Here is a 23879-nt window from a genome sequence, read left to right as displayed (position 1 = left end):
GGGCAAAATGAGTAACTCCTTGACGTACTTTAATGACGCGACTATCTACAATATTAGCATTAGCAAAGCCAGGAATACAAGTGGTTAAATCTTGATGGACTTTATTAATAATTTGTTCATCATTCATCGTTAATAGTTGATTAGCGTGATAAAAATCTGCTTCGATAACACTTCCTGATAACTCTTTGTATTCGTCATGAAGATGATTAAGATCAAAAAATGTCCATCCTGTGGTTTTATCAAAGCCGAAACAAGCATTAGAAGGTAGAGGAATATCAACTTTTTTATCAAACCATAATCGAGTGGCTAAAACATCAATTCCCCCTAAATTAGATAAATTGTAAAATTCTGGATACTGATTTAACACCTTACTTTCTGCTACTATCTTTTTAATTCCACTAATACTAACCCCTAAAATAACGGCATCGGCTGCAAAAATTTCATTGTTACACATAACCCCTTTTGTTGTTCCTTGATTAGTAACAATAATGTCAGTTACTCGTTTATTAGTTAAAACTTTGCCCCCTAAACTTTCTATCTTTTCTATCCAAGGTTTGAATATCATTTCCCCTACGGTTCCTCGACACCAAACTACATCAAAATTCGGTTGATGAGCTAAGATAAAATAATAGAGCATTCCTAATGTAGCTGCTGCACTACATTGTTCTCCTGGGGCAAATAAACCTACTAATAACATGGGTTCAAAAGCGTCTTTATAGAGGCGAGAAGATACGCCAAATTGTTTAAATAATTCCCTAGCAGTGACTTTATCATAACGTTCCCAAGCTTCAGGGGAATTATCAAAATCGATTAAGCTATAAAGAAGGGGTAATGCTGATAAGCGGTCAATTAAAGGTAGCCGTTGAAATTTAGTATACAGAAATGTTCCTAATGGAGTCGGTAAAAGGGGTTGGTCTTGAAAAATGGGTGATTCTACCTCTAACCCTGCTGGAGAATATTGAGAAGAACGAGTCCAATTTGTAAAGGGATTTAACCCTAATTCTTCTACTAATTGAAAAATATTTTTATATGGATACCAAAAGCCATGAATTCCTGCTTCTATAGATTTTCCATCCTCTGTTTTCCAGCCAGCGACTAACCCCCCAGGATAAGAAGAGGCTTCTAATAAAGTGACATCATAACCTTGTTTTGCTAAGTGATAAGTTGCTCCTAAACCAGCCCAACCAGCCCCCACAACCACAACTTTTTTGTGTTTTGACATTTTTAAAAATTTGTTAAATATTTTCAAATAGAGAAAATTTCAAAAAATAACCAACCTATAATAGAGATAAAAATTGATTGGAATTATGCTGAAATGATATCAGATTGTATCATTTTTGTTACTCTTATCTCTGTGGCAATTACCATTTAATTCTGCCAAAGCTGAACAAATTTGTAAAGTAACAGACCCCACTGAAACCCCTCTGAATGTTCGGGAAACCCCCAATGGTAGAATTGTAGATACGTTAAACAATGGGATTGAAGTTTATATTATTAAAATTGATTATGACTCTAAGGGTCGTCCTTGGGCTTTAGTGGGGCAATATCCTCAAAGTGGTGCCTTTGGTTGGGTATTTCGAGAATTTATTAGTTGTTTTGATCGTTAATTATGAATCTTATGACATTGGTTGTTTTAAAACTTTATTAAATTATACACTTCTTTATATAAAGAGTAACTATTTAAAATATTTGTTAAAATTATAGTAGAAGCAGGTGAAAGAATAGATTTTGTTTAAGTATCCTAGAATTATCGGGTATTTATATCACTGAAACTTTCGTTTTTGAGTATTAATGCTCAGCCCTTTTGTTCATAGATTTAGAGGATAAAAATATGTCCACTGACTTTACCCAAGCCTTAGAAGTCGTTGGCTTAATTAGCGTTGCTTGCACCATTATATCGCCCATTTTGATTTGGTTATTAAGTTATCAACCAGAAACAATTTAATTGCAGTTTTGTAGTTATAAGTTAGACAATTGTCAAATTGTAAAATCATCGAGAAGTCACGACTTCTCTCTCGTCATTAACTTCAGTTGTAAACTCATAACCCCCTGATTTTACTTGTAATTTTCCTTGTTTGTAACCTAAAAAAATAGGAGATTTATCTTTTGTTTGACTGTTATAAAGAGCAAAATTTTCTGACCATTGATGTAAGTCTCCATCGCGGATAATCATCGGTAAAAGATTAAGAGTATTGTAAATTAATTGCAAGGTTTGTCGATTACTGCCTTGATAATTAATAATTCCCCTAGTTAGCTTTTCTAAATTAAGCTGACTCTTTTTTTTGATATTTTCTTTGAATTGATTATAATTACCGTGAGTTTCTTTTTCCCCAACCTCTAAAACAAATCCATAAAAGTTATTAGTATTTTTTGCTGCTGTTAGAAATTTTTCTTGTGAATATTTCTCTTTTTTATGTGTAACTTCTTGGTAAGGTTTCAAATTAATGGGATGAACTGCCAACCAAGTTTTTTCAAGTTTAAAAAACCAAATATTATCTTCAATTTCTGCCAGAGAATTTTTAGGAATTTGAAAGTTAAAATTAGACTGAGACGGTGGACGTAACCAAATTAAAAGATTACGATATTGACCAATTTCATCCCCTGGTTGTTTACTTGGTCTAACAAATTTTTTACCCGTATTAACCACAAAATAATCAACTCCTCGCTGAGTATTATAAGCCATTAATTTAAACGGAGCAACATCGCCATCAGGAAATTTTGCTGCTAAACTTCCCATCTGATACGTATTGCCAAAAAACTGCGTTTCCCAGTAACCCGGCTCATCAGAATTCCCAGGTTTCCAATTTTCATATAACGGTTTACTGCTAAGAATTTCTAGAGGTTTTTTAAAGTTTTTATGGGCTAATGCTACGGCAGCTAATGGGGGACGATAGGAACTGGTAATGAAGAATAAAGTATCCTCTTCTGGGTGATGATTTGGTAAAGGGGTATCACCAAAATATAACCAAAAAGTTCTAGCAGAAGATGACCCCATGGCTACATTTCCCCCTCCATAATCTCGTTTTACTGGGCCTCCCCAACCCCCTCGATAATATTTAATCGCAGCAGCGACAGACATCCAATCTAAAGCTGCTTTTGCTAATAATTTAACTTCGGGATCTTTAGCAAAATCATAAAGATTTAGATAGGGTGCAAACGTATGTCCATGATACACTTCTGAGTCCCATTCTCCCATACCAATATGATACAATGCCCAGACATATCGCTGAATTTTTTCTTTATAAATTAATCTTGTTTCTTCGTTACCTGTTTCTTCGGCCATTAAGTAAACAGAGGTTTCTCTCATCGCCCTCAAATTGTCTGTATTTCTGCCATCAACCCACCTTCCTCGTCGACTAATATCCCAGTCTCTACCGCTACCATCTCCTAACCCATAAACAGGGTGAGGACGGTTTAAAGGATCTTCAGATGTCCATTTTTTTGCCCCTTCAAACATTCGTTGTTTATAGTCAGGATTAAAATATTTGCCATATAAAAAATACTTACGAATTTGCCCTTTTAAAGTAAAACAATAATAGTAATCAATGCCATCCGTATGTTGATGTTTTTCAGCTTGGGGATCTTCTTGTTGTAAAAAAGCGATCGCTTTCTCTTCATTTCCTGCTAAAAAATCCAACATCGCTCTAGGATAAGACCGTTTTTCGTTTTCTCCATAACCATTGCCATAACTTTCTCTATCGGCATAAAAATCAATAATTTCTAATGCTCTTTTTTGAAAGCCTTTTTCTAATTCTGCTGTCCATTGATTACGGTATTTTGTCTCAACTGGAGGCAAAGTTAAAGACGAAAGTTCACCAAGGGTCAGAGCAGGCTCCGTCGTTGTACGGCGGAGTAATCTCTGACTAAATTCTGTTCTGATCGGTGTTGTTCCAATAATACCAGAAGAACAACTAATTAAGGGAGTTGAACATAGGATCAAGAAACTAATAGGATAAGTAAGTATAGATAATTTCATAACTAATTAGTCATTAATAATTTCAAAATCGTATTCAGCAAAATTACTACTTTTAGGAATCACTCGAACTAATAAAGGGTCAGTATTGCGATCGCCACTTTTAAGAAATTGTATGGGTTCTCCTGATGTTTCATCAGGGGATAATTCCGTCTGTTGTAAATTAGTTAAAACCCTATTTCTGGTAGCATTTTCCGACAATACTTTAGTAAAGGCTTTAGTAGCATCATAACTGGTTGCTGTACGCCAACTCACTCGTCCTCCCCATCGTTTTGCTGCTAAATTTGTATAAGGATAAGTATTTTTAGCAAACCAAGGAACAGCTAATACTAAATCTTTCACCCCTCCTTGACTTAATTTTAGCGTGGCAGGATTATATAGAGCATCACCCCCTAATAATTTTTTGGGGTTCCCTACATTAGCATTAGCGTCAGCAACCTGTAATGCAAGGTTAATAATTTTATTATCAGTATCAGGAAATATCACAAAAGCATCTACTTGATTTTGTAAATTTTCTACTGTATTTTTAGGATTAAAACTAGGAAGACTCATATCTATCACCGTTGTGCTTCCTAATAGTTGAAAACCATTAACAAAAGCATCTTTCAAACTTTGACTATAATTACTCGTTGATGTGTAAAAAACAGCCACATTACTAATATTATTTTGAATGGCATATCGAGCTAAAAACTGTCCTGCTTTCGCATCTGAAGGAACTGTTCTAAAAAAGACATTACCCGATAAACTGGTACTGGTGCTAGTAGGAGAAATCATTGCTATCCCTGCTGTTTCGTATTCTTTTAAACCCTCCGCAGTCGCACTACTAGAATTATGACCAATCACTCCTAAAATATTATTATTATCAACAATTTTTTTAGCCACTTGTTGAGCATAAGTTGGATCATTACTATCATTTACAATTACTATTTCTAATAGTCTTCCATTAATCCCTTGTTGATTAAATTGAGTTTGAGCTTGGGCAACTCCTCGTAACATTTCTTCTGCATTGGTTGGTTTTTCATCAACTGGTGCAACAGCAGCTAAAGTAAAGGGATTTCCTGCTTTTCTTGCCTGTGAATTATTAAGATAAATTTGAATTTCTGGGTCATTTGGTACTATTTTAATCGCTTCAGAAAACTGTTGATACGCTTCATCATAGTTTCCTGCTTTAAACGCTGCAATACCTTGCTCAACATTAGAGTTATTGGAATTGGTAAATAAACGGTGATCGCCATTACTAAATCGTTCGTTTAAGGTGATTTCTGTTAAGCTAGGATCAGTAGGAGAAGGGCTAGATGTTGGGGAAGAAGTAATAGTAGGACTTGGATCAGGAATTGGGTCATTATTACTAATGAGAAGAGGTTTAACTGCTAATTCCCAGAGGATAACAATAATGGCTAATGTACCAATGGTACTTAAAGTAGCCAAGATTATTTTTAATGTTTTATCCATGAATGTTATTAATTAACGGCTAATCTATTATAATTAGCCTCTGTTGAATCCGTTGCGTAGTGAAAGTAGAGTGTAAGGTGCAAGATTTTAAAAGCATAAAAAACCCCCTAAAAACATAGAGGGTTTTAATTTATGAATAATGAGAATTAGGCATTAACTATCCTAAAACAGCTTTTGCTTTAGCTAAAACATTATCTACACTAAAGCCAAATTTTTCCATACAGGTTGCGCCAGGAGCAGAAGCACCAAAACGGTCGATACTCACTGTATCTCCTTCGGAGCCGACATATTTCGCCCAACCAAAGCTAACGCCAGCTTCAACGGATACCCGTTTTGTAACCGCTTTAGGTAAAACAGACTCTTTATAAGCTGCGTCTTGCGCTTCAAATAACTCCCAAGAAGGCATAGAAACCACACGGACTTTCTTACCTTCGCCGGTTAATTTTTCGGCTGCACTGACACAGAGGCTAACTTCAGAACCCGTTCCAATGAGGATAATATCAGGAGTTCCATCACAGTCAACAATGGTATAAGCACCCTTGCTTGTCCCTTCAATAGAAGTTCCAGGAAGGTTAGGCACATTTTGACGAGTGAAAGCCATCAAAGTAGGAGCGTTTTGTTTTGCCTTCTCAATAGCGACTTTATAAGCTCCAGAACACTCATTACCATCTGCAGGACGAATAACTGTTAAATTAGGAATGGCGCGTAAAGACGCTAATACCTCTACTGGTTGGTGAGTGGGACCATCTTCCCCTTGTCCAATGGAGTCGTGAGTCATCACCCAGATAGAGCCAGCTTGAGATAAAGCTGATAAACGGATAGAAGCCCGCATATAGTCAGTAAAGATTAGGAAAGTCGCACCGTAAGGAATTAAACCAGAACCATGTAAAGCCATTCCGTTACAGATAGCACCCATACCATGCTCTCTGACCCCAAAGTGGACGTTACGGTTACCATACTGTCCTTTTTGGAAATCACCAGAAACTTTTAATTCTGTTAAGTTAGAGTGGGTTAAATCAGCCGAACCCCCAATTAATTCAGGAATCACAGGAGCCAACTTATTGAGGATAGCAGCAGAATGCTTACGAGTTGCTGTCGCAGAATCTTCGGGGGTAAAGGTTGGGAGTTCTTTCTCCCAACCTTCACGAAGTTGACCACTTAAATAGCGTTCAAACTCAGCAGCTTCGGCGGGATATTTCGACTTGTAAGTTTCAAAGGCTTTGTTCCATTCGTTTTCATAGTCAGCACCCCGTTCGATGGCTTTATTCATGTGGCTTAGCACATCTTGAGGCACAACAAAAGGTTCATGCTCCCATCCCAAATTATGACGGGTTAACTCAATTTCATCAGCCCCCAAAGCAGCCCCGTGAATACCGGCGGTGTTTTGTTTGTTGGGAGAACCGTAACCGATGGTAGTGGTTACTTTGATCATCGAAGGTTTATCGGTGACTTTTTTGGCTTCTTCGATCGCCTTGGCAATACCATCTAAATCGGTGTTACCATTTTCCACATGGAGAACGTGCCAACCATAAGCTTCAAAGCGTTTGGACACATCTTCAGTAAAGGCGACATCGGTAGAACCATCGATAGAGATATGGTTATCGTCATAAAGAGCAATGAGTTTGCCTAGTCCCCAGTGACCAGCAACAGAACAAGCTTCACTGGCCACCCCTTCCATATTGCAACCATCCCCTAAAATAACATAGGTGTAATGGTCAACAATGGTAGCATCAGGTTTGTTGAAAGTAGCTGCTAAATGAGCTTCTGCTAAGGCTAAACCCACACCGTTAGCGATCCCTTGTCCTAGGGGTCCTGTGGTAACTTCGACCCCTTCGGTTTCAAAGTTTTCTGGGTGTCCAGGGGTCTTAGATTCCCATTGACGGAATTGTTTTATGTCTTCGATGGTGACACTATCGTAACCGGTCAAATAGAGTAGGGCGTACTGTAACATACAGCCATGACCCGCCGATAAGATGAAGCGATCGCGATTAAACCATTTGGGATTTTTGGGATTAAACCGCATAAACTGATCCCACAGGACATAAGCCATCGGGGCCGCGCCCATGGGCAGTCCTGGGTGTCCTGATTTTGCTTTTTCTACAGCATCAACTGCTAAAAAACGAATAGAATTAATACAAAGTTCTTGAAGTGACTGGGTGGCAGCGACCATAATTTTTCTTGAAATAAACTACGATAAGACAACAATTCAGTGTGGAGTGGGCAACTCCCGATCTGTAATTTGCCCCAAGGTTTGTTTTTATCATCCCACTCTTGGGTAACGATGGGAAGATATACTATAACAATTTTCTGATCAACCTTAATCTTACGATGACGATAAGGATATTCAGTCGATTACCCATATCTTTAGTTACCCTTGTGGATGAGTCGAGGCAGTTGAGTTGTATTTTTATCCTAATTATTTTATTATTTTTTCTGTTTTAGTGGCCATCCTTTTGCAGATAATTGCCTTAAGATAAAAAAAAAGATTAAATTTACTAAATATCAACATAAAAAACTCAAAAAAATTCTCTGTATTAAGTTTGTCTATAGCAACGAAAGATGTTTATTTTATGACTCAATACCCCTAACAACTATGCCAAGAAGCGATAAACTATAGAAACAGACGACACAAAGCAAAAGTAAAAAAAGACGGAAAAATTAGGAGATTTGTATTATTATGAGTTATGATTTTGATCTATTTGTTATTGGTGGCGGTTCAGGTGGTATTGCAACTGCTAGACGGGCTGCAGAATATGGGGCAAAAGTCGGATTAGCAGAAAATAATCGCTTAGGGGGAACCTGTGTCAATGTAGGCTGTATTCCCAAGAAATTAATGGTTTATACGTCTCATTTTCCAGCAGCGTTTCAAGAGTCTCAAGGGTATGGTTGGAGTCCCGTTAAAAGTACCTTAGATTGGTCAAAAATGATCACTTCTGTTCAACAAGAAACCCAACGTCTTAATGGTATTTATCAACGGATGTTAGATAAGTCTAATGTAGAACTTTATCGGGACTATGCAAAATTACTTGATCCCCACACTATAGAAGTAGGAAATACCAAAGTTACCGCCGATAAAATCTTAATTGCAGTGGGTGGACACCCAGTTAGACCAAACATTCCAGGAATTGAAAATACGATCATTTCTGATGATATGTTTACCCTAACTGAACAACCGAAACGACTGGTTATTTGGGGAGGCGGTTATATCGGGGTAGAATTTGCCTGTATTATGCGCGGTTTGGGTTCGGATGTTATTCAAATTATTCGTCGGGATAAAATTCTTAACGGCTTTGATGAAGATATCAGAACCACCATTCAAGAATCAATGGAACATCATGGTATCCAAATCCTTAAAAACACGATTATTACGTCCATTGAAAAAACATCCCAAGGGTTAAAAATTGCTCTTAAAGGGGATAAAAACAATGAAATGATTCTAGCCGATACGGTTAGCTTAGCAGCCACTGGACGTAAACCCAGTTTAGATAATTTAGGCTTAGAAAATGCCGGGGTTGAAGTTAAACAAGAGGCGATCGCAGTTGATAAATATAGCTGTACTTCTCAAGAGAATATTTATGCTGTAGGCGACTGTACCGATCAAATTAATTTAACCCCTGTAGCTATTAACGAAGGACGGGCCTTTGCTGACACCCATTTCGGCGGAAAATCTCGCATTATGAGTTATGAAAATGTTCCTTCTGCTGTGTTTAGTACACCTGAAGCAGCAACAGTGGGATTAACCGAAGAAGAGGCTAAAGAACAGTATGGAGAAGGTTCTATTAAAGTCTATCGCAGTAAATTCCGTCCCATGTATTACGTTTTACCAGGAAAAGAAGAAAAAACCCTCATGAAATTAGTGGTTCATCAAGAAACGGAAAAAGTTCTAGGGGCCCACATGGTCGGAGACTACGCTGCTGAAATTATTCAAGGGGTAGCGATCGCTGTGAAAATGGGAGCGAAAAAATCTGATTTTGATGCAACGGTCGGTATTCATCCTACTTCAGCCGAAGAGTTTGTCACCATGCGTTAAAGTTTAATGGCTTATTGATTTTTCTAGGGACATAATTAAAGTCGCCTATTATGTCCCTATTCATGGCATAATGCCAATACAAAAAAGGAAACAGAAAAATATAAGATACCAAAGTAAACGCATCTAAATTAAGTTCACATATTATCTCATTGCTCATAGTAACCTTGAACACAAATAAAGCTAAGCTAAAAAATTGAGTGGTTATAATTATAAGAGCGAATTAATTTTGTCTTGCCAGTCTTGTAAACTAGACTGGGATGATAAATCTGTTGTTTGCGCACCATTAATAAAAAAGGTTGGAGTAGACCATACACCCTGTAGTGCTGCAAAACGAGCAGGTATTCTCGCTTGGTTGTATATTTCTTCGCTATTGAGTAGTCGAATAAATTTTTCTTGATCAGACCAAAGATTACTGTCCACCGCATAATCTGCTAGTAGATTATGCCAATCTGTTTGAGTTTTATCTTTAAAAGCTTCGTTAGCAAATTCTGGCTGATGATCAAAAAGATAGCTAACAAAATCAACAAATTTCTCTGTGTTGTCCTGTGCAACTACAATCGCAGCTTTGGTCGCATCCCAACTCTGACGATGGTTGCCTAATGTCATTGGTTGTAAAATTAAATAGATTGTTTGAGCATCGTATGCCTTAAACACTTTCAGAATTGTCTGCCAACCTTTTCGAGAAAAAGGACATTCGAGATCGAAAAACATCTCGATTTGTATAGGTGCATTACTGCTACCTAATCTGTAACCACTGGGACGTTTAGGAATGGGAATGGGCATTTAATTAAATTTGATATTACTTAAATTCAATGTAACACTTAATTAATGGTAATTAATCGCATTACCTCTATCTTGAAGTTGAATCAGACAAAAGCTTTTTTTACTAAGTTAATAAAGTATTGTTCCCACAGCCTCTTCCTTGGGGTAGATAAAGAAATAAATCATAAATGACAATTTTTGACAAGTTTATCTCTTCAGATGGAGTTACTTTTGATGAATTTTTAGTTATTTTAAAGTTAGTAAATATAATTTTTTTGGAGTTAACTACTACGAGTGCAGTGTTAATAATAATAGTACACAGGAGTTTTTATGGCAATTAATTTTATTCAGATTCGTCGCTTTCTAGCCACCACTTTATTGATTTTGTTGATAGTAACTACCACTGCTTGTTCATCAAATACCCCTACAAAAATTTCTAATTATACTTCAGATAGAACTGAAGCTTACACCCAATTAGAAAGGGGAAATAGTATGGCAGGTCAAAAATTTGGTGATTGGGTCGTTAATACCAGCCAAGGATTGATTAAAGATGCTTACGTACGCGACAACAATAAGCTAGGCGTAGTTATCTCCGAACAAGTCAAACCAACAGAAGTAAAAACTTTGGCTAAATCCCTAACAATGGGTTTTCATAAAAATTTTCCCAATCAGGATTTAACAATCTTGATATATGCCCCAGATAAGGAAAGAATTTTGACCAGTAAGTATGATATTCAGTCTAACCAGATAGAGTATCAAGCTTAGATTCAATCAATACTAAATTAAGAACAGGAGTAAAGACTAAATATGTCTAGTAGTGACAGATACAAAAAACAAATAATGAGCGACCTTGCTGGTGGCAACGTTGAATCTCTCAATAGTTCCCCTGTCGAAGAAAATTATGATAATTTTGACGATTTTGCTAATCGTTCGAGTCGAGAAGAAAGACATGGTCTTTTTCGTCGTGCCTTCGATCATGATAAGGTTTCTCCACAACAAATGGAACCAGAATTACAAAAAGCGATCGCTCAAATTAAACCAAACGAACGAGATGATGTAGCCAGAGAGTTTTTCAAGCATCTCAAAAAAAGAGGATTAAGTGAAAAAGACTTAGAAAAACAATTAAGTTTGTCGACTCACCATGCTAGTCGCATGAATGCTGATGATGTCAGTAAGTTAGCCAGCTTTGCCTATCATTCTCATCCTGATATCTTTCAAGACGTTATGGCTGATCAACCTGCATTAATTAAATTCTTGAGTAACCCTTTAGTGGGTGCAGCGTTAGGTGCTGTAGCATCTAAATGGTTACGTCGTTAGTTTTTATATAGAACATCTATCATATATCTAACAGAATTAACCGAAGTTCAGTATTTTTCCAAACCATTTTTGCAGGGTTTCTTTTAGTTGCTCTGCACTGATTGTTTGGGGCGATCACTGTAAAAATGGGAGCGAAAAAATTTGATTTATTCAGCCGTCCAAATCACGTTATCACCTTGTCCCCAAAACCCATCGTATTTAGTTAATTTTAAATCTCCATACACTTTAGTTTGACAAGCTAAACGACGATTTTTTTCTAAAGAATGGGGAGGTAGAGAACGTCTTGCTTTATCTTTCCAGTTAGCTTCGGAGACTAACCCTTCTATTTCTAAGGCACAAGTTCCACAGGTTCCAATTCCCCGACAATTGATAATTTTTGCTTGACCATTATAAAGATCAATATTATTTTTAAGAAGAACACGGCGTAAATTTTCTCCTTGATGACAAGTAAGGGTTTTTCCCTGTGCAGTAATTTTAAACATACAATCACCAATGATAAAAATTTTCCTTTAATTATACATTACAATAAAAAATAAAATTAAGATAACGCCTAAAACAACAGTACCCAATAAAATTTTTATTGTTCTGTTACTTTTAGCAAGAATCTCTGAATAAGATAACTCATGATTTTGAATGAGAACAAAGGAATGAGGACTAAATAGAAAAGGCAAAAAACGACTCAATAATAAACGAATAAAGAAGTTGATACTCCATAACTTTTTTTGTAAAGGATCTTGATTATATTGCCAGGGATAACTAATCTGAACTAAACGAATTAACGCTTTAATATCATCTTGTCGTCGGTTTTGATAAATTGGAAGTGTCTCAGACAGATTATCTTTAGTTTTCTCTAATATTTCTTGCAAGATATAAACATCTTCTAAAGCAGAATTAACCCCTTGTCCAATATCAGGGGGAAAACAATGGACAGCATCTCCTAATAAGATAACAGCTATTCCTTTACTTTTGTCGGGTTCTCCCCAAATTTTATAGACTCCTGAACAAAATTGAGGAATGGGAAAATTTCCCCCTTCACTATAGGTAAATCTTGCTATTTCTTTATCAGAAACAATCTTTTCTAAAGGAATTTGAGGAAAAGCTACTTTTAAGAATTGTTTGACTTCTTCTGATGTTTTTAATTGCCAAATTTGATGATTGGGATAAGTAATAATATTAGCAGTTCTAGGTTGGTTAGGATTTTTGAAGGGTAATAAGCCTAAAGAAATTGCTTTCTTTTTTTCTTTAAAAAAAGAGCGAATAGCATAAGCCATTGTAGATTTAGTTAGATCGTTTTTTTCTTCTGATAAGGGAAATTGAGGCGGTAAAGTAAGCACTTTGTACTTAAGTCCAGAACTAGGAGAAGGAAACATTTGCATTACAAATGAATTAGATTTCTCTTCTGTTTCATGGAGAGTTTTACGAACAATTGAATTTAATCCATCACCACCAACTAACAAGGTTGGAATCAAGATTAGTTTTTGATTATCTTGAGTTTGAGCGATAACTTTTAACTGATCTTCACTTACTTTAATTTCAAGACAATTAGTATTAAATAAAACTTGTCGGGTAAAAGGAGATATGTCACCATACTCCTTTCCCCTAAGAACCGTACTTGAAACTCGTCGCCTCATACGGCTCAAGCTTTCTTGGACACTTTCTTCTTCTCACTGTGGATGTGTAAATGGCATTTTTTGTGTAAGTGTATGAGATTTTCTATCTCATCATTTCCACCTTCCATTACTTCTATCTTGTGGTGAGTGTCGAATTTTTCTCCGTTGAAAAGATGTTCACCGCATACTGGACATTGCCACTTTTGGTTTTCTGCTATTTTGTATAGCTTGGAACCTCTGGCGAAATATGTTTTACCATACCCAGTTCGCCTTTTATCCCAGTAGTTCTGTAAGGTGGGGTCATCGGGTGATGCCTTTCCCTTGACTTTGACATGGCGAGTTATTTTAGTGGATGCCATTTTATATATGTATTCCACCTTTTTATTCCCTTTTCTGTCTTGGGATATGGCTTTAAATACCCAGTGATCGCCCTTGATTCTTCCAAAGTATCTTGGGACAACCCATTCACTTCCTTTGTTTGGATGTCTTTTCTTAGCCCATTTGATAAGCATTTTAACCATCCTATGGTCGAAGTAGTTGAATGAACGGCTACTCACTCCGTGTTTGTAATAGTTTGCCCATCCTCTTAAGATTGGATTAAGAACCTTTATGACCGCCCCTGGTTTTAGATTGGGATGTTCATATAGCCACGATTTTATTTCTCGTAACTTTTCTCTTAACTTCTCTTTTTGAGGTTTAATCAGACATTTTCCTTGGTATTGCCTAATGTTGAATCCTAGAAAGTTAATCCCTTCTGAGATATGTTTTATTTGGGTCTTCTCTTGATTGAGTTGTAACCCTCTTTCAGCTAACCATTCTATTACTTTTGGTAATATCTCCTCAATGTCTTCCTTTGACTCTGCGGTGATTAGGAAATCATCTGCATAGCGGATAAATCCATACTTCCTATATTTGTGTTTGCTATGGACTTTCTTTTTGCCGTATTGGTATATTTTGCCAAACTTAGTTTTTTGAAAATTACCTAGCCAGTCGTCCATTCCATCTAACGCGATGTTGGCTAATAGGGGTGAAATTATCCCACCTTGCGGAGTTCCGCTTTCTGTCTTGTGGAAAACGTTTGTTTCGATATATCCTGCTTTTAGCCATTGTTTGATTAACTTTCTACCAGGTACTTGTCCTAGTTTTTTAAGTATAGATTTATGGCTAATGTTGTCAAATGCTCCCCTGATATCAGCGTCCAATACCCATGTGTCGCGATTATTTTGTAATCTGGCGAAACATTGTTCTATGGCATCGTGACAGCTTCTTCCTGGTCGAAATCCATAGCTGTTTTGCTCAAATCGAGCTTCCCAACTGGGTTCTAGAGCATTTTTGATTACTGCCTGTGCTATGCGGTCATCAATGGTTGGTATTCCCAATGGTCGGTTTTTACCATTGGCTTTTGGGATGTAAATCCTTTTGGCTGGTTTTACCTTCCAGGGCTTGTATTTTTCCCATTGATTAACTAATTTCACTCTATCTTGGGGGGTCTTAATTAATTTACCATCTACGCCTGGTGTGCGTTTCCCCTGATTAGTTTGTGTTACTCTTTGCACTGACAGTAGCAGGTTGGAGTGACAACGGATTAACAATTTCTGTAGGCTTCTAACCTTGTTCCATTGTTTTTCTTGTGTCGCACGATAAATTCTCTGTCTCAGGTTCTTAACTTTTTTAATCACGGTCTTCCAGTCGATGTCTGACCATTCTCTTAAAGTCTCTTTAGCTCCGATGTCCTGTTGGACTCTATCTTTCACTTAAGTTTCAGTTCCTTATTACTTTGATTTATCGTTGAAAACCTGTCTGAAGTCTGCCATCTTTCGATGTAAGGCAAATTTTGAACCTCTATTCCTGGCATTACCCAGGGCATTCGCTTTCTCAGACATCCCTTTCCCTCTAGATGATTCCGTCTCTCTTGCGATTAACCTACTTAGGATTTCGACCAGTTTTCCTAAGAATCTATAGGGGTTTCTGTAGTTCCATGTGTTGAGATTCGTTAAGGTGTCGGGTTTCATCTATACTTCGGTAGAGCCTTTGTTCTGTCGTTATATGGACGATTCGACCATATAACCTATCTACTAACCTTTTGGTTGAAGTGTATCAGCCTTATTTCACTTCTTCAAGCATGACGAAGCCTCATCGATGATTCATTTTCATTAACCCTTCCTTACTTCCCCTAGCTCTTATCTAGATTAGGCTTCTAGATTTGAATACTTTCGTGGTCTGCATTCCACTAATTTCATTACTTACTCTTAGCGTGACCAAACTCTTTTTTAGAGTTCTTTTACGTGGGGACAATGGGACAGAATCCACTGGGAGAGACGGCTCTCCGCTCATTGTGCAGCTTATCCTAAGCTGCTAACACATAGCTTGCTACATCGCACGAATAGAGTCTTGCCACTTTTTTTCAATTTCTTCAGATAATAATTTAACAAAAGAAGCTCTCGGTAACCAGTAGGCGGTTTTTCTTTCAGGATCAACGATAGGAAGTTTTGTTACTTTTCGTGTTCCATCTGATTTAATGAGTGTTAAATAAAAATCTGTGTTAGGAACACTTAAATCCGCGAGTTGATCAGTAAGGTTTAATAAATCTGTTAATTTTTGTCCTCGACCATCAATTTGATAGTTAAAGGATTTATCTGGTTCATAATAATCAGCAGAGGGTCTTTTTTCAATGACTATAATCTCTTTCCACCCTCTTTTTGCTAACATTAAAGCAGTGCCTAACCCAGTGGGTCCTCCCCCAATAATGACCACATTTTTTTTGTCAAGGTAACTCATCATAGATAATATTAATTGAAATATTTTTTAAACTCAAAAAAGAGTTAAAGTAAACGCTATCAAAATACTTATAACACCTAAACTAACCACTTTAACTAAAGTATCCATATTTGAATCATTAAGCTAACACTGTTAACCCTTGTAAATAATCCTTTAATTGGCGATCATGATCATGGGAAAGATTACCTAATGGTAAGTTATCGACAGAAAATGCTTCAATTCCTATGACTTCGAGGGTATCTTCTACAGCAAAATCCCCTGTAACTTCTGCTTCAATTAAAATAGAAATTGAGTGGATTCTTGGGTCACGATCCATTGAAGAATAAACCCCCACTAAACGACCAACATTTAAGAAATCTAACCCTGTTTCTTCTTTTAATTCTCGCTTAGCTGTAGTTAAAATGTCTTCTCCCCAGTCAACAATACCCCCTGGTAGTCCCCATTTTCCCGTATCTTTTCGTTGAATTAAAACAATACGACCATCAGGAAGTACCGGGATAATAGTAGTACCTGTAATGGGATGACGGAAAATAATCCCCATTACGGCCTTTATATATCGCCATATTTGACCCATGTTAATAGTATCACTCTTTAAAGGTAAGGATTGTTAATTATAGCAAGCAGTTCGATTAACTAACTGCTAGTTACCGATCATATAGTTTTCTAATCGGTAGTCCATGTTTCGGTAAACCACTCATAAAACCATGATGTAAATGATCTGAGAAGAATGAAAATAAAACACTGACAATAGCAATAATTGTTGATAAAATTGCTAGTTTACTTGAGATTGGTAGAAGCAATAAAAGTAAAGTTAAAACCGAAAAAATAATGATTGAATAACGAGAATAGGTTTCAACTTTTCCTAAAAAATCTACACTAGCTCGACAACTAGGACAATATTTTGTGTGTCGATGCCAACGCTCATATAATTGTTCTTCTGTCAGGGGTTGATACAATTTTTCTTGAACATTTTTCCAAGCTGGTTTGCCTCCTGCAAACTGATCTAACCATTGACGAAAGGTAATAATTCCAATATCAGCTTTTGCTGGTAAAAAATAGCTTTTGTGCCAAGGTTTTTCTAAACTAGCTTGTAAGGTTTCTTGAGCGTGCATAACCATTAAATCTTGGTCACTTAATTGATAAGTTGATAAATGTTGAAATCCTGTTTTTAATTTTTGAGGTAGTCGATCTAAGATAAAGTTATTTTGTGAAAAGTTCATGCTAGTAATAAACTTACTAATATAACGACATCGACCAGGTTCAGTAGGAATAAAATAAAGTTGCGCTAACATCATATTTCCATTAGGATAACGGTAAATTGTCGTGTTACAACAAGGAGGATTAAATTGTCTTGTTGCTTCCATATCCTTGTTAAAAATATTGTAACCACTATGTTTTAAAGTAAATCCTGATTCTGCTGATATTTCTCCCACTGTCTTAAAAGAGGTTATCGGTATAGCTTTTTCAGGAGCAAACCCTGCTAAACCTTCATGAAGAAATTGAGCATGGGAGGGATCAAAACTACTTTCTACTGAGACAATATAACCCACAGGAACCTCTAATAAATGCCAATCTGTAGCGGTAACATCTAAACCACACTCAGGAATAATTGCTGGTTCTTTTAACTGACAATCTTCAAATGCTGTTGTTTTATCATCGGGCCAAACCCACAATAATCCTTGTTTAACTTGTGTCGGATAAACTGTCACTTGTGAACGGGAACTATTACAAGCGGTTTTTCTAGCTTCTTCTTCTAACATAGGAATTTTTGTACAGTTTCCTTCCGCATTAAAACACCATCCATGATGTCGACACATTAAGGTTCCATCATCCTCTATTCTTCCTAAAGAAAGTTGTGCTAACTTATGGGGACATTGATCGTCCATCACAACCCACTGTTGCTTTTTATTCTGCCAAATAACCAACTTTTTACCCAAGACGGTAACAGGAGTGGGAACAGACGCATCAAGATAACTTAACGGACTGATAGGATACCAATTTTGACTCCAAGAAAATTGATTACTCATGCTTATTGAATCTTTTGACCTTTTATTTAATTTTAACGTTTTATTTATGTTAAAGCTGCCTTATTAGAAATCATTAAAATACTTATGTTTTATTCTTAAAGTGTCTCATATTTGAACTATTCTTAATTTAATACGTCTTCTATCTGAACTAATGAACTACACTTTAAGCTTGAGTTTTCGTAATTTAACCTTAATCATTACATAAGATGAGATAATGTTACAAATCTTTATTAAATTTCTATTATCGTGTAAACTACTCAAAGATTAATCATAATGTCGATAAAGGAGCAAGAAACAGCAATGCAGTCGGCACAAACGCTGCAAACAGTCCCTAGAGAGTTTCTTAAACCCCCAGGCGGGTTTAACCCCAACGTGGTGATGTTTTTTACCGCTTTATCCCTCATTGGTTGTTCGATTTGCGGTTATTGGTTATGGGAGTGGCCTGACTTGATTTGTTTTGTTTGTAGTGTTCTTGCCCTACATTTATCAGGTACAGTGATTCATGATGCCTCTCATAATGCTGCCCACCGTAATCGTATTATAAATTCTATTTTAGGTCACGGAAGTGCTTTAATGCTAGGCTTTGCGTTCCCTGTGTTCACAAGGGTTCATCTACAACATCATGCGAATGTCAATGATCCTGATAATGATCCGGATCATTTTGTTTCTACTGGTGGACCGTTATGGATGATAGCAGCACGTTTTTTTTATCATGAAATTTTCTTTTTTAAACGTCGTCTCTGGAAGAAATACGAACTTTTAGAATGGTTTTTAAGTAGATTATTTTTATTTACGGTTGTTTTTCTAGGCATTCATTACGGTTTTATTGGCTATGTGATGAATTTTTGGTTTGTTCCTGCTTTAGTCGTAGGAGTAGCTTTAGGATTATTCTTTGATTATTTACCCCATCGACCATTTGAAGAACGCGATCGCTGGAAAAATGCTAGGGTTTATCCTAGTGCAGTTCTCAACATCTTAATTTTTGGACAAAACTATCACTTGGTTCATCATTTATGGCCTTCCATTCCTTGGTATAAATATAGACCGGCTTATCATGCCACTAAACCGTTATTAGATGCCAAAGGATGCGATCAATCTCTAGGATTATTAAAAGGAAAAAACCTTTGGAATTTCCTCTATGATGTATTTTTAGGGATTCGTTTTCATGGTCATCATAAAAAGCGAGTGCGTAATTCTGAATCGTATTCAGAATGTAGCGGTGCGACCCCGGTGCTTGCGAAGCACATAGGGAACGCGCACCAAGAGAAGACGCACTCAAGACAATCCCCTTCTTGAGAAAAATGGTAATAATTATCTGTGTAGAGGTCAAGAATCATTGACCTCTAATTGTTTAACATACTATGGGAATTTAAAAACTATGTTAAAATAACTTTAATTTTAACCCTGGATATAAGAGATTGGCATAAATAAATCCTTTTTTACAGATTATGAATTATCTGGCCCATTTGTTGTTAGCAGAGAATACTCCAGAATCGCAAATCGGAAATTTATTGGGAGATTTCGTTAAAGGAAGAATTGATCAAGAAAGTTCACTCTACTCTCAAGGTATTATTAAAGGAATTGAAACCCATTTTAGGGTTGATAGGTTTACGGATACCCATGAGATTTTTAAATGGAGTAAAAACAGAATTTATCAATCCCAAGGACGATTTTCTGGAGTTTTAATTGATATTTTTTATGATCATTTTTTAGCTAAAAACTGGAGTCTATTTTCTGAAGAAAATTTAGAAACATTTGCTCAAAACATTTATATTATTTTACAAAAAAATTACTATTTGCTTCCTAAAAAATTACAGTTAATTCTACCTAGAATTATTCTAGAAAATTGGTTAGTTTCTTATCAAAAAACAGAAGGAATTAAGCGAACCTGTCAACGACTCGCTAAACGAATTAAACGACCTAATCATTGTGTGATCGCTCATAACGATTTACAACACAACTATCATGAATTAGAATCAGATTTTCTATTGTTTTTTCCTCAGCTTGTTGAGTATGTTAACCAAAATCGTCATACTTTTTAACCTATTGAACATTCCACCAACCTAACCCAGGCCCGACAACACGGACTGTTAGCCAAATAGCGACCATAATGCCGATACCAACCCAAGCCCCTCTTGTTGTCCATTGATAAAAAGCTTGACCTTGACGCTTAGAAATAGGGAGCCAAGGCAAAATACGTTCTTCTTGACCGTACTGTTCTCCTAAAGCTTCTTTACGGCGTTTTGCTTCACCCATATATTAGCCTACAACTCATCATTATTTTATCATAACTGTTGAAGGGAATCTTCAGTCAACTTTTAACACAAAGTCATAACATTTATGAGTTAATATTAGTTAGAATAGATTTCACCACAAAGTTTACTACAGGGAATCTTAAAAACATCAGGGAATTCACTCCGTGAAGACCCTTATCGTCGTAGCATGGATCATGAAACTCAATTTTGTAGATTTGTGTAAAGTTTACAAAGTCCGACTAATTAATCTTAACTTCAATTTTAGGGTTTCTTAAATCTTTACCACGACTTGTTTAGCATACTCTGCTTCAGATTGTATTTTAGAAACCTATCAATAAAGGAAATCAGGAGAACAAGCAAATTACGCACTCAAGACATTGTTTAATTATTAATATGAATTCTGACTGCTGACTCCTAGCTCCAAAGGGAGGATAAAATGATTATTATCTAGTTAGCAATTTTGTCCTACACTAATTCATTTAACTTACCATCATGAGTCAAACTAATACTAACTTAAGCGTAGAGGAAGCTCTCACAATTCTTAAAGAATATAGCTGTCTCCAAATTAAAATTGTAGATTTTGAAGCAGATAAACATAAATTACGGCAAGCTATTAAAATTGTTTCAGATTTGTGTGTCACTGAGAACATTGGTATTTGCGCTGATAGCTTTCAAGAAGGATTTAAAACCCTTAAAAGTTATTTAAAAGCTTTAGGAATATCTGAGAAGTTAGAACCCTCTCTAACAGCACCAAGACAAACTCCTATCTATATTAAATTTAATACTGAAACGATGTCTTACTATGTTGATTATTATACAGGAAGTTACCGTGGAGTCTTACTTTCTTGTCAATCCGATAATCATAATTTAGTTGGAATCTACGGTCATTTTCCGCTCAATTTATTTGAGTAATTCTTCTGGGTCAAGAGATAATCTCAAGTCTTTATGATCGGGAAATTTGGTATCATGGAAAAAACCATTATTAGTTAATTTCACATCGAAAACATGGGAGAAACCATTACCTTATTATCGAAACGAGAAATTGAAAAAATGCGTCGGGCTGGACGTTTAGCTGCTCAACTGTTAGACCATTTAGCCGATATGGTGAAACCAGGGGTTAGCACTCTAGAAATTAATGATGAAGCGGAAAAATGGACACAAGCCCACGGTGCAACTAGCGCACCTTTAGGCTATCATGGCTTTCCTAAATCTATTTGTACCAGTGTTAATCATGTAGTTTGTCATGGTATTCCTAATGCAAAACAAATCCTTCAAGACGGCGATATTATTAACATTGATGTGACTCCCATTTTAGATGGTTATCACGGGGATACTTCAAGAACTTTCTTTGTGGGGACTCCCTCTCCTTTGGCTCAAAGATTGGTTGAAGTGACCGAAAAATGTTTAATGGAGGCGATTCAAACTGTTAAACCAGGATCAAGAATTGGTGACATCGGTGCTGCCATTCAAGAATGTGCCGAACCTCAAGGATTCTCTGTGGTGAGAGATTTTGTCGGCCACGGCGTGAGTAATATCTTTCATACGGCCCCCCAAGTCCCCCATTATGGCAAGCGAGGAAAGGGCAAAAAACTACGATCTGGGATGGTATTTACCATTGAACCCATGATTAATGAAGGTACGTGGGAAGCTGTCATTTTAGAAGATGGTTGGACTGCCATTACTAAAGATGGTAAGTTATCGGCACAATTTGAACATACCATTGCTGTGACTGAAACAGGAGTAGAAATTTTAACCCTTTCTGATTAAAAATGTTGCAATATAGCACTGCTTTTGTGGCGTTGGGGACAAGTAATTTTGATTTAGTCGTTGATTTTTACAGTAACTTATTATCCCAACAACCCCATCCTTATGAACCAAAACGTTATGCACAATTTAACTTATTGGGGTTACGGTTGGGGATTTTTCAGCCTAAAGGTAGCCATGAAACTGAGTTTAATAATTCAGCAAGAAGTGGTTTAAGTTTGTGTTTAGAAGTGGAAAACTTAGAAAAAGCGATCGCTCTTTTAACTAACATGGGTTATCCTCCTGACGGCAAGATTAATGTAGCTTCTCATGGTCAAGAAATTTATACTTACGATCCCGATGGTAATCGTTTAATTTTACATCAATCTTCCTAAATATTAGCGAGGTTAAATATCATTTAAACAAAGTTTTAAACTTGGTAAACTACGAAAATAAGTCTGTTTCTAACTTAGATGAACAAGTACATCTGTTTCTTGACAAAATTGAATCGTTAAGTCTTAGTCCTAATGTTACATTAGAATGGGTGCCAAAATTGTTTCATCACATTTATAAGGACGAAAATGCTAAACAAATGCTATCTCGAATAAAAATGTTGTAAAGACTTCTATGTATCAATTTAGAAGTAATACTGAATCTTATTGATAATAACTTCCACTATGATTAAAGTTCTTCATTTTTCAGATATTCATCTCGGTAGCGGTTTTTCTCACGGAAAAATTAACCCAAAAACTGGCTTAAATACCCGTTTAGAAGACTTTATTAATTGTTTAAAGTTATGTATTGATCGAGCAATTAATGAACCCGTTGACCTGGTTTTATTTGGGGGTGATGCTTTTCCTGATGCGACTCCTGCACCTTATATTCAAGAAGCGTTTGCTGCTCAATTTCGACGATTGGCTGATGCTAATATTCCTACTATTTTATTAGTCGGAAATCATGACCAACATTCACAAGGAAATGGAGGGGCAAGTTTATGTATTTATCGCACCTTAGCCGTTCCTGGTTTTATTGTCGGAGATAACTTAATTACCCATAAAATAACTACTAATAATGGTGATATTCAAGTAATAACTTTACCCTGGTTAACTCGCTCTTCTTTATTAACTAAATCCAAAACGGAAGGGTTATCTTTAGATGAAATTAACCAGTTATTAATCAAAGCATTAGAGCCTGTTTTAGAAGAAGAAATTAGAAAATTAGATCCTAATCTTCCTACTATTTTATTAGGTCATTTAATGGTTAATCGTGCCAGATTTGGGGCAGAACAATTCTTAGCCGTGGGTCGAGGGTTTACCATTCCTATTTCTTTATTAATACGTCCTGAATTTGATTATGTTGCTCTTGGTCATGTTCATAAACATCAAAATCTTAATCCTAGTAATGATCCCCCTGTAATTTATCCAGGAAGTATAGAAAGGGTTGATTTTAGTGAAGAAAAAGAAGAAAAAGGTTATATTTTAATTGACCTGGAAAAAGGTAAAGCTAATTGGGATTTTTGTTCTTTACCGGCTCGTCCTTTTTTAACCATAAAAGTTGATATTTCCCAAGCAGAAGATCCTCAAGCTGCCTTGGTGAAAGCCATTGAAAAAAAGACCATTGAAAATACAGTAGTAAGGGTAAATTATCAGATTCGTTCTGAACAGTTAGAACTCATTAATAATAGTGTGATTCATGAAGCATTAAAGACTGCCCATAGTTATACTATTCGCCCTGAAATTATTAGTCAATTGTCTCGTCCTCGTTTACCAGAATTAGGAATCGGAAAAAGTTTAGATCCCATCGAAGCATTAAAAACCTATCTTAATAATCAAGAGGACATTAAGGATATTAGGAATGATATGTTGGAAGCAGCACAATTATTATTAACTGAAGAATAACTAAGTAGGTAGGCATAATTAAATGAATAAAACT

General features: G+C 36.2%; 22 protein-coding genes. 10 read left to right on the top strand and 12 right to left on the bottom strand.

Annotated features, from left to right (window positions below; translation table 11 throughout):
- Positions 1-1222, bottom strand: a 1222-nt coding sequence (locus CY0110_RS19930) for a hydroxysqualene dehydroxylase (RefSeq protein WP_008277347.1), incomplete at its 3' end; no start/stop codon positions are given.
- 115 nt (positions 1223-1337) lie between these two features.
- Here CY0110_RS19930 and CY0110_RS30480 point away from each other — a divergent pair.
- The gene (locus CY0110_RS30480; RefSeq protein ID WP_008277346.1) at positions 1338-1607 is read left to right on the top strand and encodes an SH3 domain-containing protein; all 270 of its coding nucleotides are present in this window, start codon (positions 1338-1340) and stop codon (positions 1605-1607) included.
- A gap of 383 nt (positions 1608-1990) precedes the next feature.
- Here CY0110_RS30480 and CY0110_RS19920 read toward each other — a convergent pair whose 3' ends face one another.
- The 3 genes from CY0110_RS19920 to tkt form a co-directional block, all read right to left on the bottom strand.
- Positions 1991-3976, bottom strand: a complete 1986-nt coding sequence (locus CY0110_RS19920) for a hypothetical protein (RefSeq protein ID WP_008277344.1) — start codon at positions 3974-3976, stop codon at positions 1991-1993.
- Between the two features lie 6 nt (positions 3977-3982).
- On the bottom strand, positions 3983-5425 hold the full coding sequence (locus tag CY0110_RS19915; protein WP_008277343.1) for an ABC transporter substrate-binding protein: 1443 nt from the start codon (positions 5423-5425) through the stop codon (positions 3983-3985).
- Positions 5426-5582: 157 nt separating this feature from the next.
- Positions 5583-7595, bottom strand: a complete 2013-nt coding sequence (tkt, locus tag CY0110_RS19910) for a transketolase (protein WP_008277342.1) — start codon at positions 7593-7595, stop codon at positions 5583-5585.
- 507 nt (positions 7596-8102) lie between these two features.
- Between tkt and gorA the strand changes: the two genes are divergently transcribed.
- Entirely contained in the window at positions 8103-9455 is a 1353-nt protein-coding gene (gorA, locus tag CY0110_RS19905; RefSeq protein ID WP_008277341.1) for a glutathione-disulfide reductase, read from the top strand.
- 207 nt (positions 9456-9662) lie between these two features.
- On the opposite strand, the gene CY0110_RS19900 is transcribed toward gorA, so the two are convergent.
- Positions 9663-10238, bottom strand: a complete 576-nt coding sequence (locus tag CY0110_RS19900) for a DsbA family protein (RefSeq protein ID WP_008277340.1) — start codon at positions 10236-10238, stop codon at positions 9663-9665.
- A gap of 309 nt (positions 10239-10547) precedes the next feature.
- Between CY0110_RS19900 and CY0110_RS19895 the strand changes: the two genes are divergently transcribed.
- On the top strand, positions 10548-10982 hold the full coding sequence (locus CY0110_RS19895; RefSeq protein WP_008277339.1) for a hypothetical protein: 435 nt from the start codon (positions 10548-10550) through the stop codon (positions 10980-10982).
- Between the two features lie 42 nt (positions 10983-11024).
- A complete protein-coding gene (locus CY0110_RS19890; RefSeq protein ID WP_035800105.1) occupies positions 11025-11534 on the top strand; it encodes a hypothetical protein in 510 nt (169 codons plus the stop codon).
- Between the two features lie 146 nt (positions 11535-11680).
- Here the strand turns inward: CY0110_RS19890 and CY0110_RS19885 are convergent, their stop codons facing one another.
- The 6 genes from CY0110_RS19885 to CY0110_RS19855 form a co-directional block, all read right to left on the bottom strand.
- Positions 11681-12016, bottom strand: coding sequence for a 2Fe-2S iron-sulfur cluster-binding protein (locus tag CY0110_RS19885; protein ID WP_008277337.1), 336 nt, complete (start codon positions 12014-12016; stop codon positions 11681-11683).
- A 27-nt stretch (positions 12017-12043) separates the two neighbouring features.
- Positions 12044-13165 carry an FAD-dependent monooxygenase gene (locus CY0110_RS19880; RefSeq protein ID WP_008277336.1) on the bottom strand — a complete coding sequence of 374 codons (1122 nt, stop codon included), beginning with the start codon at positions 13163-13165 and terminating at the stop codon, positions 12044-12046.
- A gap of 5 nt (positions 13166-13170) precedes the next feature.
- On the bottom strand, positions 13171-14898 hold the full coding sequence (ltrA, locus tag CY0110_RS19875; RefSeq protein ID WP_008277335.1) for a group II intron reverse transcriptase/maturase: 1728 nt from the start codon (positions 14896-14898) through the stop codon (positions 13171-13173).
- Positions 14899-15514: 616 nt separating this feature from the next.
- Positions 15515-15925 carry an FAD-dependent oxidoreductase gene (locus CY0110_RS19865; RefSeq protein WP_008277333.1) on the bottom strand — a complete coding sequence of 137 codons (411 nt, stop codon included), beginning with the start codon at positions 15923-15925 and terminating at the stop codon, positions 15515-15517.
- A gap of 115 nt (positions 15926-16040) precedes the next feature.
- Positions 16041-16496, bottom strand: a complete 456-nt coding sequence (locus CY0110_RS19860) for an NUDIX hydrolase (RefSeq protein WP_035800100.1) — start codon at positions 16494-16496, stop codon at positions 16041-16043.
- Between the two features lie 70 nt (positions 16497-16566).
- A complete protein-coding gene (locus tag CY0110_RS19855) occupies positions 16567-17949 on the bottom strand; it encodes an aromatic ring-hydroxylating dioxygenase subunit alpha (RefSeq protein ID WP_008277331.1) in 1383 nt (460 codons plus the stop codon).
- 300 nt (positions 17950-18249) lie between these two features.
- On the opposite strand from CY0110_RS19855, the gene crtR reads away from it, so the two are divergent.
- Positions 18250-19245 carry a beta-carotene hydroxylase gene (gene crtR, locus CY0110_RS19850; protein ID WP_008277330.1) on the top strand — a complete coding sequence of 332 codons (996 nt, stop codon included), beginning with the start codon at positions 18250-18252 and terminating at the stop codon, positions 19243-19245.
- A 152-nt stretch (positions 19246-19397) separates the two neighbouring features.
- Complete coding sequence (locus tag CY0110_RS19845) at positions 19398-19991, top strand: acyl carrier protein phosphodiesterase (protein WP_008277329.1); 594 nt, start codon at positions 19398-19400, stop codon at positions 19989-19991.
- A gap of 1 nt (position 19992) precedes the next feature.
- Here CY0110_RS19845 and CY0110_RS19840 read toward each other — a convergent pair whose 3' ends face one another.
- Complete coding sequence (locus CY0110_RS19840; RefSeq protein ID WP_008277328.1) at positions 19993-20205, bottom strand: DUF2839 domain-containing protein; 213 nt, start codon at positions 20203-20205, stop codon at positions 19993-19995.
- Positions 20206-20696: 491 nt separating this feature from the next.
- Between CY0110_RS19840 and CY0110_RS19835 the strand changes: the two genes are divergently transcribed.
- The 4 genes from CY0110_RS19835 (at position 20697) to sbcD (ending at position 23845) form a co-directional block, all read left to right on the top strand.
- Positions 20697-21116 (top strand): DUF1824 family protein, encoded by a 420-nt coding sequence (locus tag CY0110_RS19835; protein WP_008277327.1) that lies wholly within the window; start codon positions 20697-20699, stop codon positions 21114-21116.
- Between the two features lie 93 nt (positions 21117-21209).
- Positions 21210-21971: a type I methionyl aminopeptidase gene (map, locus tag CY0110_RS19830; protein ID WP_008277326.1), complete on the top strand. Its 762-nt coding sequence runs from the start codon at positions 21210-21212 to the stop codon at positions 21969-21971.
- A 2-nt stretch (positions 21972-21973) separates the two neighbouring features.
- On the top strand, positions 21974-22342 hold the full coding sequence (locus CY0110_RS19825; RefSeq protein ID WP_008277324.1) for a VOC family protein: 369 nt from the start codon (positions 21974-21976) through the stop codon (positions 22340-22342).
- A gap of 282 nt (positions 22343-22624) precedes the next feature.
- Positions 22625-23845, top strand: a complete 1221-nt coding sequence (gene sbcD / locus CY0110_RS19820) for an exonuclease subunit SbcD (protein ID WP_008277322.1) — start codon at positions 22625-22627, stop codon at positions 23843-23845.
- Positions 23846-23879: the final 34 nt, after the last annotated feature.

This window comes from Crocosphaera chwakensis CCY0110 (assembly GCF_000169335.1).
Classification (GTDB): domain Bacteria; phylum Cyanobacteriota; class Cyanobacteriia; order Cyanobacteriales; family Microcystaceae; genus Crocosphaera; species Crocosphaera chwakensis.
Note: the sequence above shows the minus strand (reverse complement) of the source record. Positions and strands in the feature narration are given on the sequence as shown.